Origin of the sequence: Coprococcus sp. AF102-57 (assembly GCF_027686195.1) — a bacterium.
In the GTDB taxonomy this organism is placed as follows: Bacteria; Bacillota; Clostridia; order Lachnospirales; family Lachnospiraceae; genus Allocoprococcus; species Allocoprococcus comes.
Genome location: NZ_JAQCSY010000003.1, coordinates 170,588 through 186,716, shown reverse-complemented (window position 1 = coordinate 186,716; position 16,129 = coordinate 170,588). Strand labels below are relative to the sequence as shown.

Annotated in this window: 13 protein-coding genes and 1 pseudogene; all 14 read right to left on the bottom strand. The window is 41.7% G+C overall.

Annotation, left to right across the window (positions count from 1 at the left end; translation table 11 throughout):
- Positions 1 to 97: 97 nt before the first annotated feature.
- On the bottom strand, positions 98 to 1,006 hold the full coding sequence (locus PGZ10_RS03435) for a sulfurtransferase (protein WP_117555931.1): 909 nt from the start codon (positions 1,004 to 1,006) through the stop codon (positions 98 to 100).
- A 110-nt stretch (positions 1,007 to 1,116) separates the two neighbouring features.
- Positions 1,117 to 2,451 carry a glycosyltransferase gene (locus tag PGZ10_RS03430; protein WP_270246932.1) on the bottom strand — a complete coding sequence of 445 codons (1,335 nt, stop codon included), beginning with the start codon at positions 2,449 to 2,451 and terminating at the stop codon, positions 1,117 to 1,119.
- Positions 2,451 to 3,380 carry a rhodanese-like domain-containing protein gene (locus PGZ10_RS03425; RefSeq protein WP_270246930.1) on the bottom strand — a complete coding sequence of 310 codons (930 nt, stop codon included), beginning with the start codon at positions 3,378 to 3,380 and terminating at the stop codon, positions 2,451 to 2,453. The genes PGZ10_RS03430 and PGZ10_RS03425 overlap by 1 nt, the downstream gene beginning before the upstream one ends.
- 15 nt (positions 3,381 to 3,395) lie before the next feature.
- Complete coding sequence (locus PGZ10_RS03420) at positions 3,396 to 4,685, bottom strand: LCP family protein (protein WP_243002752.1); 1,290 nt, start codon at positions 4,683 to 4,685, stop codon at positions 3,396 to 3,398.
- Positions 4,678 to 5,613, bottom strand: a complete 936-nt coding sequence (locus PGZ10_RS03415) for a glycosyltransferase family 2 protein (protein ID WP_270540694.1) — start codon at positions 5,611 to 5,613, stop codon at positions 4,678 to 4,680. Before PGZ10_RS03415 ends, PGZ10_RS03420 begins: the two co-directional genes overlap by 8 nt.
- Positions 5,610 to 6,959 carry an undecaprenyl-phosphate glucose phosphotransferase gene (locus tag PGZ10_RS03410; RefSeq protein ID WP_270540693.1) on the bottom strand — a complete coding sequence of 450 codons (1,350 nt, stop codon included), beginning with the start codon at positions 6,957 to 6,959 and terminating at the stop codon, positions 5,610 to 5,612. The genes PGZ10_RS03415 and PGZ10_RS03410 overlap by 4 nt, the downstream gene beginning before the upstream one ends.
- Positions 6,960 to 6,977: 18 nt before the next feature.
- Positions 6,978 to 8,771, bottom strand: a complete 1,794-nt coding sequence (locus PGZ10_RS03405) for a glycosyltransferase family 2 protein (RefSeq protein WP_270540691.1) — start codon at positions 8,769 to 8,771, stop codon at positions 6,978 to 6,980.
- A 3-nt stretch (positions 8,772 to 8,774) separates the two neighbouring features.
- Positions 8,775 to 11,231, bottom strand: coding sequence for a glycosyltransferase family 2 protein (locus PGZ10_RS03400; protein WP_270540689.1), 2,457 nt, complete (start codon positions 11,229 to 11,231; stop codon positions 8,775 to 8,777).
- A 24-nt stretch (positions 11,232 to 11,255) separates the two neighbouring features.
- Complete coding sequence (locus PGZ10_RS03395; protein WP_270540687.1) at positions 11,256 to 11,837, bottom strand: hypothetical protein; 582 nt, start codon at positions 11,835 to 11,837, stop codon at positions 11,256 to 11,258.
- Positions 11,838 to 11,846: 9 nt separating this feature from the next.
- A complete protein-coding gene (locus tag PGZ10_RS03390) occupies positions 11,847 to 12,584 on the bottom strand; it encodes an ABC transporter ATP-binding protein (RefSeq protein WP_022221069.1) in 738 nt (245 codons plus the stop codon).
- A gap of 8 nt (positions 12,585 to 12,592) precedes the next feature.
- Entirely contained in the window at positions 12,593 to 13,369 is a 777-nt protein-coding gene (locus PGZ10_RS03385; RefSeq protein WP_117555911.1) for an ABC transporter permease, read from the bottom strand.
- Between the two features lie 139 nt (positions 13,370 to 13,508).
- Positions 13,509 to 14,186, bottom strand: a pseudogene (locus tag PGZ10_RS03380) (TIGR04283 family arsenosugar biosynthesis glycosyltransferase); the annotation flags it as partial.
- A 5-nt stretch (positions 14,187 to 14,191) separates the two neighbouring features.
- Positions 14,192 to 15,079: a nucleoside hydrolase gene (locus PGZ10_RS03375; protein WP_270540686.1), complete on the bottom strand. Its 888-nt coding sequence runs from the start codon at positions 15,077 to 15,079 to the stop codon at positions 14,192 to 14,194.
- A 15-nt stretch (positions 15,080 to 15,094) separates the two neighbouring features.
- Positions 15,095 to 16,120: an ABC transporter ATP-binding protein gene (locus tag PGZ10_RS03370; protein ID WP_173826249.1), complete on the bottom strand. Its 1,026-nt coding sequence runs from the start codon at positions 16,118 to 16,120 to the stop codon at positions 15,095 to 15,097.
- Between the last annotated feature and the right edge of the window lie 9 nt (positions 16,121 to 16,129).

The following is a 16,129-nucleotide window of genomic DNA, read 5'->3' as shown; positions in this document are numbered from 1 at the left end:
TTACAAAAGCGGGACGCTGACTAAATTGCCAACGTCCCGCTTTTTCAAATCCATTCATATTCATACGACGTTCAGATCTCGTTGATCTGCTTCTCTTTTATTTCTCCAGATTTCCTTCCACACACCATCTGTAGAAAGATTCGTCATAATTCTCTGAATTTTCAAAGCCACACATTTCCATTACAAGCTGCATATAAGCTGAACGGATTCCTCCGGTACAGTAAGTAATAATATGATCCTCTTTTGAAAGTCCTGCATCTTCAAACATCTTGGTCAGATCTTCATTACTCTTTAATGTACTGTCACTGTTAAATAAATCCGTATAACGGATCTGGATTGCCCCTGGAAGATGTCCCCCATTTGCCTCCCCATACATTGTCTTTCCATTGTATTCTTTATCTGTACGGGTATCCACAATTTTACAGTCGTCATAAATCTCTTTCAGCTCATCCGTATTGATCACATGCGTTTCATCAATCGAATCAATTTCTACCGATACCGGTTTCGGCTCTGCTACTCCTTTGACAGTCTCAACTCCTGCTGCTTTCAGTGCTTTGATCCCGCCATCTACGATTTTCACATCCTCATAGCCTGCCGCGATCAGCTCCCATGCAATCCTGCCATCTTCTCCCCAGCCTTTCTCCGCATTTGAAAAAAGCACGATTTCCTTATCTTTTGCCAGCCCAAGCTCTCCTAATCTTTCGCTCAGGCGCTTTGTATCAAGAATACATCCCCAGTTTGCATCCCCCGCTTCCCCGTCTTCGCAGGTTGCCAGATACTGCCATGTCGTTGCCACTGCACCTTTTACAGTACCTTTTTTCGCCTCATCTTCACCTCTTGCATCCACTACGATGATATCGTCCAGATTTTCTTTCACATAGTCGGCGGTTACTACATACTTTCCTTCAAATGGTTCACTGCTGTCTGATTCCGAATTCTTTGCACCACATCCTGAAAATGACGAAAGCGCAAGAATTCCTGCAAGAAATAATGCTGTTCTTTTCATAATCTTTTCTCCTCGTCTAATCTTCTTTCTTCTAACTATAACATATCTGCAATCTATTCACTAATTGATTGTCCTTATCCCGGATTAAGTATATTCATCTTTTCTATAAATTATTTTTTCAGCAGACGCATGATTTTTCTCATCGGTTCTGTTATTTTCCAGCTGGTTGAATTTGCATATATCTGGATCATTTCATCCTGCTCTCTGATCTTATCCTCATATTTCTTAAGCTGCCCTGTTTTCTGTTCCATCCGTCTGCCAAGTTCATCCAGCTGTTTTTCATAATGCGCGGTCTGCCTTCGCTGTCCTTCTATATATTCCTGCTGCTGTTCAATCGCTGCATTTTGTTTTTCAAGCTGTTCTTTCTGCTGCCCGATATACTCATCTTTCTGTCTGATAATATCTTTATAATACGCCAGTTGCTGGCTTCCTTCTTCAATTTCACTTATAAGCCATGGCGTCTTATACATATGCTCTCCAGTCCACTGATACAAATCAAAAATATCCATATGAAAATGCGCTCTTAAAGTTTCCATTGCATTCTCTTCTCTCATAGCCCTCTCCAGCATTTCCATCCCTGCCGCTTTCAGTCCTGGCTCTTTAGTTGTACATTTCATCAGCCAGAATGCCTTTTCAAATTCCAGTTGTAAATGTGATGTAGAATCCGGATTCTGAAAATCTCCCCTGAAAAACTGGAAAAAATTTTTTTCAGACATCTTTTCAATGTAGTTTTTTCGGATCATAACAGATTCATTAAATGAACGCACCGAATTTTCTCTTGTCGACATGCTGATCTGTTTTTTCCCTTTTATATCCCACTGAAACCGAATCAGCCGTTCCTCCAAAATCGTGATCTCTGACTCACTTACAAGCCGAAGCCACAGGTCATAATCCGCCAGCTGACGATACAAAAGATTGAAATATCCAATCTTGTCCAAAACGGATTTTCTGACCAGCGCCGAAGGATGACAAAGAAAATTCCCAGATTGCAGAAGCGTATGCAGATATTCGTTCTGTGTCGTACACTTTCTGTCAAAAAGTGCTGCCATATCTCTGCATTCTTCCGATATCTCATTGCCGCTCTCATCTACCAGATACACTCTTGTAAAACATGCACCAAGCATTCGGTTCTGTTCCATAACTGACACCTGTTTTTCCAGTTTATCCGGCAACCATGCATCATCGCTGTTCATAAATGCCACATAGTCTCCTTGGCAGTGATCAAGCCCATGATTTGCCGCATAACAGTAAAACGAATTCTGATCCAGTTTAAAATATCTGATCCGTGGATCCTGATAGCTTTTAATCAGTTCTTCTGTTCCGTCGGTCGATCCGTCATCTACGATGACAAATTCAAAATCCGGATACGTCTGACAAAGTACGCTGTCAATCGCCTGTTGCAGGCAAAATCTCCGGTTATAAGTACACATCAAAACGCTAACCATTATTCTACATCTCCAACAACAGTCCATCTCCAGAATGACTGATCATAATTGTATGTATGTTCAAATCCACACATTTCCATTACCAGCTGTGTATATGCCGAGCGGATTCCTCCTGTACAATAAGTGACGATCTCATCATCTTTAGACAGTCCGGCATCCTCAAACATTTTTGTCAGTTCTTCATTGGATTTCAGATATCCTGCATCATTGAACAGATCTGTGTACCGGATATGAATTGCTCCCGGAAGATGTCCTCCCTTTGCTTCATCATACAGAATTGCTCCTTCATATTCTTCATCAGTACGCACATCCACAATTTTGTACTCGTCATAATTCTTCTGTAATTCTTCGGTTGTCATCACATGGGAATAATCAATTTCATCGATTTTTACTTCTGCCGGTTCCGGTTTGGATGCGAGGAACTGTGTCTTGATTCCACTGTCTTTCAACGCCTTCCATCCGCCATCTACCATCTTCACATCTTCATATCCGGCTGCCCGGAGTTCCCAGAGAAGTCTCGCATCATCTCCCCATCCATCTAGGGTCTCACCGATCAGAATAATTTCTTTATCCTTTGTAATTCCAAGATTGCCAAGAGTCTCTTCCAGCTGTTCCGGCTCCTGGATGCACCCCCATTTCTCATCTCCCTGCTTTCCTTCTGTAATACTCCAGTCCTGCCATACTGTAGCAATTGCACCTTTTACAGTTCCAAGGATTGCCTTTTTTTCTCCCCTTCCATCTACAAACAGCGTATTTTCATCTCCAACCTTGCTGATTGCATACTCCGGCTCAACAATCCACTCTCCTACAAAATGATTTTCATCAGATTTCTCTGCCCTACTTTCTGTCTTCTGTTTCTGTCCACATCCTGTCAGACCAATTGTTGCAACAAGCAATACACTGCATAACCACTTTGTTCTTTTTCTCATTTCCTTTTTCCTCCTCTAATCATCACCGTAATAGTAATCTTCCTCATAGTAATCCGGTGGTGCTTCTGTATCCGGCTGCTGCGGTTCTGTCACTGCCTGCGAACCCGAACCACTGTCTCCCGATGAACTGCCGGAATCCGTTCCTGCATTTCCATCTTCCGTTACTTTTATATTTGTTTCTGTATGATTTGTTTCCTCAGATGTCTTATCTTCCGATTTTTCATCCTCTTTTTCAGTTTCGTCTGCTTCCTCATATTTTCCACTGGAAAGCGCATCGTTTATTTCATCATCAATTCCTTTTACCGTCCCGGATACCTGATAATCTGTATCTCCAAACAGGAACTGATGTACCTCGGCAACATTGGATGCCAGTGTATCTGCAATTTCTGTACTTCCCACTCCAGAAAGCATTTTGGAATATCTTACATTTGGAAATCCAAGTGTTTCACCTACTCTATATTTTTGAAAATCTTTCGCATAATTCAGAATTTCAGTAAAAGAAAAATTGGTTGCAATCTGTGGAAAAACACTGTCAGCAATCTTATTGATCGTCGTCAGGTCCATCTGCTGCAGCTTCTGCATGATATTCAGAAGGACGATTCTCTGACGCACTGTACGCTGCGCGTCTCCACCATCTGTATAACGGATTCTCGCATAAGAAACCGCCTGTACTCCATTCAGATGATAGCTACCTCCGACTTCCGGCTCAATCTTCTTATAACTTTTTCCGGTTACTTCAGAAGTCTCCACACAATAATTATTCATGTGGACTACTTCTGCATCAGTCAGCTCCAGATCCATTCCTCCCACCGCATCAATTACATCGACTAAGGCATTAAAGTTCACAGATACATACTTCTCAATGTTCATATCCATGTTCTCATTCAAAAGAGCAACACCCCCATCCGGTCCGAAATAAGAATAGGCTGCATTCGCCTTATTATAACTTCCATCTTTCAGCCGCATAAAAGTATCACGGTACACCGATACCATTTTCACTTCATAAGTTTCCTGATTCAAACTTACGATCATGATCGTATCACTTCGATTTCCTTTATCTAGTGACCCATCCCTAGAATCCAGCCCGAATACTGCCACATTCAGATATCCGCTTTTATGCTCCACCTCTTCTGTAATAGACTCTTTCAACGTTTCTTTTTTTACTTCAATCTTCTGAATTTTGTTCACTTTACTGGCAGCATATCCGAATACGGCACCTGCCGCCCCCAGAACAAGTGTCAACACTACGCAAATAATCACTATTATCTTTTTCTTCCATGACCATCCTGCAATTTTTTTAAGCATCCTCATCATTCCTTCCTCTCCAGTAATTATGATTCATTGTCAGTTTCATGATGAAACTTTTCGGTAATTGTCGGTAATGTTTTCCCATCTGGTAGCCCAGATATTTGCACCCGCTTTCCACAAACAGCTGTATAATCTGCAAATATTTTCTTTCTTTTAAAAGCTTTTTCACAAGTGTGCAAATCAGGTGTATGCCTTCTTTCTCTGACTTTACTTTTTCAAATATTTCTGAATGACATGCCTGCGATACACCCTGGTCAAAATTTCTCCTTATCAGCTCTCTGTAAGTATACTCATGAGAATGAATCACCCGTGCATCTGCTTTATAAATAATCTTCCATCCATTTTGGATTGCTCCTGCTGCAAAGATCAAATCTTCATTGAAGATGGCCGGATGCGGAAATCCTCCCAGTTCCAGATAGACTCCTCTCCGATAGGCAGCACACACATTGGAGCAAAAATAAGTTTTTATTCCCAGTTTTGGCAAATCCTTCTGCGATTTAATCTGGCTTTTTGGGGGATAATTGAAAACTCTCGTATATTTTTCCAACAGACCACAGTTCTGACCCGGTATCTGTCTGGCATAAGCTGCCACAGCATCCGGATGCTCATTTAATACTTCTGAAAGCTTTTCCAAAAGAAACGGATCTGCCGGAACTGCATCCTGGGTCATCATGACCACAATATCTGCATCTGACATCCAGATTCCCTGCTCTCTGGTTCTTCCATGATCAAATTCTTTTTCCAAAATCGGAATCTCTGTAACAGAAACCCGGTCTTTACAAACCGAAACATCCAGCTTTATCCCATCCCTGGTGTGTAACAGAATGATTTGCTCCGGAAGGTGCGTCTGTCTGCAGAGCCTGTACAATACTTTATGCAGTTTTTCTGTCGGTCTGTAGACCGGTATGATCACATCTATCTTCATCTTCCGTCAAAAAATCCTTTAAAAATTGTCAGAATCAATATTTTCATATCAAATATCATTGTCCAGTTCTCAATATAGTAAAGATCATATTCGATCCGCTTCTCAATGGAAGTATCTCCCCGGTAGCCATTGATCTGCGCCCATCCAGTCATTCCCGGACGTACCTGATGTTTTACCATATAACGTGGAATTTCATCCCGGAACTTTTGCACAAACTGCGGTCTTTCCGGTCTTGGTCCCACCAGACTCATCTCCCCTTTCAGCACATTAAAAAGCTGCGGCAATTCATCTATACTTGTTCTGCGGATCAGCTTTCCAACCGGTGTAATCCTCGGATCATTCCTGGTAGACCATTCTGCTTTTTCCTTTTCTTCATCCTGCATGATCATAGACCGAAATTTGTACATATAAAATACCTGGTTATGCAGTCCAACTCTTTCCTGCCGGTAGATCACACTCCCTTCCTCTGTCAAGGCAACCACCAGCACAGTAAGCAGCATGACCGGTGAAAAAAGAATGATTGCAACCGTTGCCCCTATCAGATCAACTGCCCTCTTTGCCACCCTGTTCCGCATGATATTCAGTGGAACTCTGCGGACATGAATCACCGGAATCCCCTGCACATCCTCAATATAAGGCCTGGTAGAAATCACATTTCCAAAATCAGGAATCATTTTCGTGTGTACCCCTGCCTTCTCACAGACATCCACAATCCGCTCCAGTTTTCCATAATCCTCCGCACGAAGCGCAATCACAACCTCATCCAGTTCATTCCCCTCCAGTATTCTTTCCAGTTTCTCTTCATCTTTCAGATGGGCAAACACTTGATATCCCCACTTTGGATTCTCTCTCAGCCTGTCCATATACTGTTCTGCCATCTGACTCTCTCCAATCATCAGGATATGTTTCTGATTCAGTCCCTGCTTTCGCATTTTCCACAAAATTGTGCGAATCAGATATCTCGAAGCAAATTCCAGCGAGATGTTTATAAAGAAGAAAATACACAGCATCTGTCTTGAAAAATGCTCCTGCTTTATAAAATAAAGTACCAGGATAAAGATCATAAATCCAATTCCATTGGCACGGATGATATCCATCAGCTCCTTACGGTAACTTTTTACCCTCCTCGGCATATAAAGCTGAAAAATACTATACAAAAGCAGATATCCAGGGATTATTAAAAACAAAGCTGAAAAATACGTTTTCGCCGGCAGAACCCCTGCGTCCTGCACAAAAAGCCCACTTTTAAATCTCAGATACCATGAGAAAAAATATGTAGCACCAATGATTCCCGCATCCATACATACCTGCGCTTTATTTAACATCCGCTGATTGTTCTTTATCAAAATACCACCATCTTTTCTCTATCCATCTTCTTTTTCACGCAAAGAATAATCACACTTCACCAGTGTAAGATTAGGATTGTACATCGGATCTCCTTTTTCCATGATTTCAGACCAGTTCCGGCGTACATAATCAATCTCACACTGATATCTTCTGATCTTTTCCTCATTATCTTCTGCCCCTCTCGATCTGGATTCATAATGATACAGTTTCACATAAGGATCATACACTACAAGATATCCACATCTGCGTACCTTCAGACAGAAATCAATATCATTGAACGCCACTGCAAGTTGCTCCTCAAATCCACCCACTTCTTCATATACAGAACGCTTTACCATCATACAGGCTGCGGTCACCGCTGACAAATCCTGCTGAGTACTTGCTTTGTGCAGATACCCGGAATAACCTTTTGGAAGTCCCCGGAACATATTACCAGCAATTCCCCGAATCCCAACAATGACTCCAGCATGCTGCACCTGACCATTTGGATAATAAAGCTTTGCTCCGACAATCCCGACTTCTTTTCTCTGGCAGTTCGCAAGCATTTCTCCTAGCCAGTCCTTTCCAATCACTTCTGTATCATTATTCAGAAGTACCAGATATTCTCCATCAGTCTCGCTTACTGCGTAGTTGTTGATCGCCGAATAATTAAATGATCCCTCCCACTTCAGAATCCGGATCCGGTCTGACTCTATTGTTTTATAATAAGCAAATGTTTCCGCTTTTTCGCTGTTATTTTCGATAATTATGATCTCATAATTCTTATAATCCGATCTGGAAATCGATTGTAGACATTTCTCCAAATCTTTTATATGATCTTTATTGGGAATCAGAATGGAAATCTTTGGATTCCCCTGCATCTTATACCGGACACGATAAAACCCTCTATCCAGTTCCGGTAAAACTTCTGCATGTTCACCACATCTTAGCAGATGTGCTTCTATGGCACGCTGTCCAGCCTCAAATGCATAAGTTTTACTGATTGGATTGTCCGCAGTAGAAACCTGATGTACCCTCCAATGATAAAGAATCCTCGGCACATGCGCCATTATCGTTTTTTCCACACAGCGGAAAACGAGATCGTAATCCTGTGCTCCGTCAAAATCACTTCTTAATCCACCTATTTCTTCAATTAGACTTTTTCTTATCACGCAAAAATGACAAATATAGTTATTGGCTCGCAACAGATCCAGATTAAAATCTGGTTTAAAATGCGGCTGAAAATGTTTTTTCAGATCTGCCGTCACTTTATCTTCATCTGAATAAAGAAGTCCGACCTCCGGATACTCATTCAACTTCTTTACCATCTCGTACAATGCATCCGGCGCAAGCAGATCATCTTGATCCAAAAAACCGATATATGTTCCGGTAGCTTCCTTTATCGCTGCATTTGTATTTTCAGAAATTCCTCTGTTTTCTGAAATACCGATCAGGTGAATCGCTTTTTCTTTGAACTCATCCTCTTCCAGAATTTCTTCCATTCTGTGTCTCTCTTCATCTGAAACAGTCATACATAATTCCCAATTTTTATACGTCTGACGGCATACAGACAGAATCATCTGTCTCAAAAATTCTTCCGGTGCCTGATATACCGGCACGACAATACTGATCATGGGTGCATACGCAAATACTTCCTGCCTTTGACTTTCCAATTCCTCTTCTGTTCGTCTGTGATTCTCATACCATTTTTCATAATCAATCTTCTGAATACGGATTCTTTCTTTTAATCGTATCAGAAACTCTTTTGGTCCAAAGTACCGCAGATATACGAATCCTTTTTTTACCCGATACAGAGACATTTTATTGAACATCTCCTATCTCCTCTCCACTTTTGCCAGATGATTCAGTCCAAAATCATTATGATCCAGTGTCAGATTCGGACTGTAATATGGATCACCCTTTTTCAGGAAATCTTTCCACCTTGTCTGAAACAGATTTACTTCTCCGTGGAAACGTTCGATTTTCTCTTCCGTATCTTCATATCCTCTTGACTTGGATTCATAATGAATCAGTTCCGCATATGGATCATATACGATCAGATATCCGGCTTTTCGTATTTTCAGGCACAGATCTACATCATTAAATGCCACCGCAAACTTCGAGTCAAATCCTCCAACTTCTTCATACACCCGTTTTTTCATCATCATACAGGCTGCGGTCACCGCACTCAGATCATGGATCACCTGCGCCCTCGCAAAGTATCCCGGCGAATCTCCGTCTATGCCAAGGAATGCATGTCCTGCCACTCCTCCAAGTCCGATGATCACTCCTCCATGCTGAAGCGTTCCATCTTCGTAATACATTCTCGCTCCGACAGCACCTACATCCTCCCGCATACAATAACTCAGCATTTCTTTGATGCAATCACTGCCGATCATTTCTGTATCGTTGTTCAGGAACAGCAGATATTCTCCAGCCGCATGGTCAACTCCATATTGGTTGATTTCCGGATAATTGAACCCTTCTCCTTTCCAGTACAGAACTTTAACTCTGGAATCCTCATACATGATCCTTCTGTAATCTTTAAAAGTTCTTTTTTTCTGGCTGTTATTTTCCACAATAAGGATTTCTATATTCTCATATGTATTTTTCTCCCGGATCGACCGCAGACACTTGATCAGATCATCGGTATGATCTTTGTTCGGAATAATGATTGATATCTTAGGCGTTTGTTTCACCGGATATTTTGTCCGGTACATTCCCGGATACTTCGTTGGAATGACTTCTGCTTCAATTCCCATTCTTCTGTAATGCGCTCTTACCGCTTTTGCACCTGCATCCACAATATAGGATTTATTGTCTGCACTGCCTGCTGTAGATCCTTCGCATGCTCGCCAGTGATATAGGATTTTCGGTATATGCCGGATCTTATCGGTTTTCTCAACACACCGGAGTACAAAATCATAGTCCTGTGCACCATCGTATTCGCCGTTCAACTTTCCTGCCGCCTGATATAATTCCTTTTTAACAACCACCAGATGACAGAAATAATTTGTTGTACAGAGCATATCCAGATTAAAATCCGATTTAAAATGAGGGAAGAAATACTCTTCTCCATCCATTGTAATCTTATCCTCGTCCGTATAAATAAGCTCTGTATCCGGATATTCATTCAGCTCTGCCACACACTCATACAATGCGTCCGGTGTCAGCAGATCGTCATGATCCATAAAAGCGATATAATCTCCCGTTGCCATATCAAGTGCCACATTTGTATTATCCGAAATATGCAGTTGTTTTTTATTGTCCTTCACCCGGATTCGGCTATCCTTCTTTGTGTATTCTTCCAGAATCCCTGCAATCGACGAATCTTCCCCGCTTCCATCTGAAAGACAGAGCTCCCAGTTCTGATAGGACTGTCCTCTTACAGAATCCAGCATTTCCCGCAGATATCTTTCCGGTGTCCGGTAAAGAGGAACAACAATCGAAATCTTCGGCATCCGGGTAAATTGCTTTCTCTTCTGCCGGTACAGTCTGATCCTGGACGGCTCATGTCTTCGCAGCCATTCTTCATACTCTGTACCGTTTTTCCCACTCAATTTGTCACCCGCCCTGATAAACGCTGCACGGATTCCAAACTGACGATAATAGATTCTGACTTTGCGAAAATCATCCAGCATTTTCTGACGTCGCAGTTTTCTTTTGAGATTCATGATCTCTTCCGCATTTTTCTCTTCTTCTTCAAAGCATACTTCCAGTTTTCGCGGAATACCTTCCTCATAAAATGCCTTAAACCCGGCAATCTCTTCCTTTTTACATTCCGGATACTCTCGCAGCACATCCAGACGCCGGATTTTTTCTTCTTTCATCTCCAGTTCATTCTGATTCTCGTCCAGAAATCGAATCGATGCATTTTTCCTGCTATAATACCATCCCTCGACTGAAAATCCTTTTTCTTCAGTATTCACCTTATCTATGCTGTTTGCCAGCCATTTCTCCAGGTTCTTCAATTCACTGACTGCAAAGGTCTTCATCAATTCTTCTTTTCCACGATACGACTGCAATACTTCCAGTCTGGACGCTTCTCTCCAGTCTTTCGGAAGATGTATCCAAAGAAAAAACTGTTTGGTTATAAGTCTTTTTCTTATCTTACGGAACTTCAACGGATGAAGACGGATTCCATCCGTTGTATAAAATAGTTTCTTTTCATCCAGCCGGATTTCAATCCGGTTTCCATCTGGTCTGTTATCCAGAAAATATCCCGTAATAAGTAATCTGTCTTTTTCTTTTACATGAAACCGACATGTTGCGATATAAAAAGCATTTTCCATTTTTCAAATCCTCTCACTTCCACACTATCTGGAAAATAACCAGTTCAAAAAATGAAAGAAAACACAGATATACAATACTAACAGCAGAAATACGCAAAATGTTTCTATATCAAACCGATATGTAACCGTCTTTAAAATTAAAGTTCCTTCACTTTCTTCACTATTTATTTTCAAATTTGTTCCTTCTTCTGATGTCTTTTCTGCATAAAGTGCAAGAAAATCTTTCTCAAACACTACTTTATACGCCTTCCCTCTGCATCTGCTGACCGTATTAAACGAAAATTCATTGAATTTGCCCGTTTTGATTTCTCCTGCTTTCTTCACAGATTTTGCGACAATTCCTCCATTTTCACAATCCTGAAGATAAACTCGAATCTCTGCTTCTGGATCTTCCTGCAAATTCTGACATTTCACCTGAATTCCATCCAGCGAATCTTCCTCACAGATAAACTCCTGTGTTATCTGACTCTGTGATCCGTCCAGCATGATATACTGATCATTTTCAACCGTCCGGTCATAAATCGCATGGGTCTTATGAATATGTCCATAAATAAATGCAATCAGAATCAGTATAATGACTGCTGCCATCTTTTTTATTTTTTTCATTTTTCCCTCTTATTCTGCTTCCTGATATTCTCTGCACAACTCATCTGCATCCCCGATACTACGAACTCTTCCATGTTCCAGCCATACAATCCGGCTGCACAGATTTCTCACCTGCTCCATATTATGCGAAACAAACAAAATCGTAGCTCCATTCTCCTTCATCCGGTTAATTCTTGCTTCACATTTCTGCTGAAAATGGAAATCGCCTACCGATAATACTTCATCCACGATCAGAATATCCGGCTGTCCGATTGTTGCTACCGCAAACGCGAGACGCGAAAACATTCCTGATGAAAAATTTTTCACCGGTACATCCATAAACTGGTCCAGTTCTGAAAACTCTACAATCTCTTCATAGTGCTCCTCCAGATATTCCCTGGTATATCCAAGCAGCGTCCCGTTCAGAAATACGTTCTCCTTCGCAGTCAGGTCAAAATCAAACCCTGCTCCCAGTTCGATCAGCGGCGCGATCACACCGGAAGTCTTAACGCTGCCACAGGTTGGTTTCATGACACCGGCAATGATTTTCAACATCGTACTTTTTCCACTTCCGTTTACACCGATCAGTCCCAGTGTTTCTCCTTTATAGACTTCAAACGACACATCCTGCAGTGCCCAGAAATCCTGATAGGTAATCTTTTTCTTTACTCTCTGTATAAAATATTCCTTAAATCCATCAAATTTCTCTGATGCCAGACTGAATTTGATGGAAACATCTTCTACTTTTACAATTACTTTTTTCTCCATCCTTACTCCTACAAATCAAAGATAAAACCATCCTGATGCTTATAAAAAACCCAGCATCCCACTCCAAGACACAGTACAGCTTCTGCTGCTGTCACCAGAAGCATCACCAGACCTGGAAGTATGCCATAGATCACAACATTCCGGAACATGATCAGAATACTGGTCAGAGGGTTTATCATTACCAGATGGTATAACCATTCCGGCAGAATCGACATTGGATAGATAACCGGTGTCAGATACATCAGCACTGCCATCAGCACCGAATACAAGTGCAGAACATCCCTGTATTTCACCGCAATCGTCGCCAGAATCAGTCCAATCCCCAGAGCCAGAACCACCAGCAAAAAAAGTGGCACAACTGAAAGAAGCATTGTCCAGTGAAGTTCCGCACGCATACCGATCATAATCAGAAATAACGCTGCACAGGATGCCATCAGATTGATCAGACTGGAACACACCCTTGACATCACGAATACATATTTCGGTACATACACCTTCTTTATCAGAGATGCACTCCCGATAATTGCTGACATTGCATTTGTCGTAGCGTCATTGAAAAAGTTAAAAATAACCTGCCCACATAACAAATACAACGGAAAATTCTCTATATCAAATTTAAACAGATTTGAGAAAACGATGGATAAAACCGTCATCATAAGAAGTGGATTCAGCAGTGTCCATAAAACCCCCAGTATGGAACGCCGGTATTTCACCTTCACGTCTCTTGAAACCAGTTCTTTTAAAAACGGCTTAAATTTGACAAAATTTTGAATATAAACTGACATATTTTCTTCCCCTTTAAATTATAATTATATTATTTTTTCAGTCTTTATTCAATCAAATCCCTTACACTTATCATTGATTTTCTCTATTTCTTTTATTGATTTTCCGAATAAGTAAAGGAGTCTGCATAAAGCAGACTCCCTAACGGACATCCTTATATAATTTTGCAATCTCTTCTGCCGGAACACCATCCCGGTACATGGCTCTCAGCCGGTTCATAAGCCACATTACTTTCAGCTTTTCGATTGTATTTCCGCCAAATCTTCTGTCTGAAGTATAAATCCTGTGTCTTGTCATCCCAAGCGGAATCCCTTTTTCTTTGAGGATCAGTGAAAACTGATAATCCTCCAGAATCGGCATCTCTGGAAATTTTCCCACTTCAAAAAACAACTTCCGGTCAATAAAAATCCCCTGGTCTCCAAACATTACTTTTCTGTCTTTAATCCTGTGATTGGAGATCACCCTGCAGGTGAACATAAAAAAGTTATATGAATGAAATGCAATTCCAAAACACCCTGCCCGGTATTTTTTCATTACAGTCTCAATCTCTTCTAATGCTGTAGGTGGAACTTCACTGTCGCAGTGCAGGAAAAAAAGTACATCTCCACTGCTTTCTTCCGCTCCCATGTTCATCTGCTTTGCCCTTCCTTTCGGGGACTGAATCACCGGATACCGGTCCTTCAAAAGTGCTAGTGTTCCATCCGTGCTTCCCCCGTCTACAAACAGAATCTCACATCTTTCATTCAGCGGCTCCAGTGTCTCCATCAGCCTTTCAATTGTCGATTCTTCATTGTATGTTGGTATAATAATTGATATTTTCATCTCTACTTCACGGTTTCAATTTCTACGTTCATCCAGGTATCATACAGATTTCTCCGGAACTCGTCCGCATCTCTGATCACCGGGATCTTGAGGGTGCAGTTCTTTTTTGCTTCATCCTCTGCCAGAATCATTCTTCCCTTTGTAAGCTTTTCTGTTGACAGCTGCATGTCCACTATCTGTGTCTCAAAAAGTTCCGGATGCATCATGTAAGCCGCAGCGATCGCATCCCAGTTATAATATCCGGGAATTCCATATTCATCCCAGTTATTGTCAAACCAGTAATCCGTCTCATTCTTGATCAGCCTTACAACTCCCTTACTCAGATCCGAAAGTTCTCTTTCATACTCTTCTCTTGTAAAAAGTACCTTCAGGCAATTATTACCCGTAATAACCGCAACATCCGTTCCACTGGTAAGTGTCGCATAAGTTGCCAGCGGATCACAGGAGAAATTAAGTTCATCCATTTCCCGCTTTGCAAAGATCAGCGGTTCTGTTGCTCCTCCCATCAATACGATACTCTTCACCTGATGAAAAAACTCAGGATTGTGTTTCCAGGCTCCATAAAGATTTGTCACGGAACCCGTAACCAGAATTTCCAGCTCCCCGGCATATTTTTCTGCCATCTCGGCAAGATAATGTGCCGCTTCACTTTCGGTTTCTCCAGGTGTTGCTCCACCTTTGTAAACGCGCAACTCGTCATGCCCGATTTTCTTTACAAACTTCTTTGTATTTTCGTAAACCTTCTCCAGCGTATTGTTCCCATAAGTTGTCGTCACTCCCAGGACCTCTGCTTCCGGATCCCCCAGAAGATACAGCAGTGCCAGTCCATCATCTACATCACACCCATTAATTCCAAACGTACAGTCACAATCATGAATTATTTTTCGCATACCATTCTCCTTTTATCACTTCTGAAACAAAATCCCCTGTCTTTCATCAATTTTGATGCCAACCAGTTCTCCTGTTTTTACCCCCAATTTCATCCAGTCACGGTGAAGCATCCATACTGTCAGCTTTCCATCTGCATACTTCAACAGGATTTCTGCTGTTTCCCCCTCAAACATAACTTCTTCAATCTGATACATTCTTTCCGTCTCATCTACGGTCAACGTTATCGCCGATGGTCTGACCATCAGTTCATACTCTCCTTCCGCTTTCTGCGTCTCAAATGAAACTGCCCGGCTTACGAATCTGCCATTCTCCACTTTCCCCAAAATATAATTTGTCTGTCCCATATAATCTGCCACCGCTCTGGACTCTGGATGGTAGAACATCCTCTCCGGCTTATCATACTGAAGCACTTCTCCAGCTTTCATCAGAGCGATCCGGTCAGACACCTTCATCGCTTCTTCTTTATCATGCGTGACCATAACGACCGTAAGCCCCATCTCATGATGCAGCTTTCTTACCAGATCTGCCATCTCGCACCGCAGATTCTCATCCAGGCTTGAAAATGGTTCATCAAGAAGAAGAATTTTCGGATCTGCCGCAAGCGCTCTTGCCAGCGCAACCCTCTGACGCTGTCCACCGGACATTTCCCGGATCTTACGCTTCTCAAATCCTTCCAGCTGGACAGCTTTTAACAGTTCTCCTACCTGCGCCTGCTTATCTTTTTTCGGGATTTTTTTCAGATCCATCGAAAAGCTGATATTCTGTTCTACCGTCATATGCGGAAACAGTCTGAGATCCTGAAAAACAATCACGGTTCCTCTTTTTTCCGGTGCAAGATTTGTAATCGATGTGTCATCGATCCGGATATCCCCTTCCTGCGTTTCAAGAAGACCTGCAATGCTTTTTAACAGTGTTGTCTTTCCGCAGCCTGAGGCGCCAAGAAGCGAAACAAATTCTCCCGTTCTAATCTCCAGATTTATATTCTTCAGTATTCTTGTCTTTTGTAAATCTACACAAAGTTCTTTAATTGTAAGACTCATGTGCTCCTC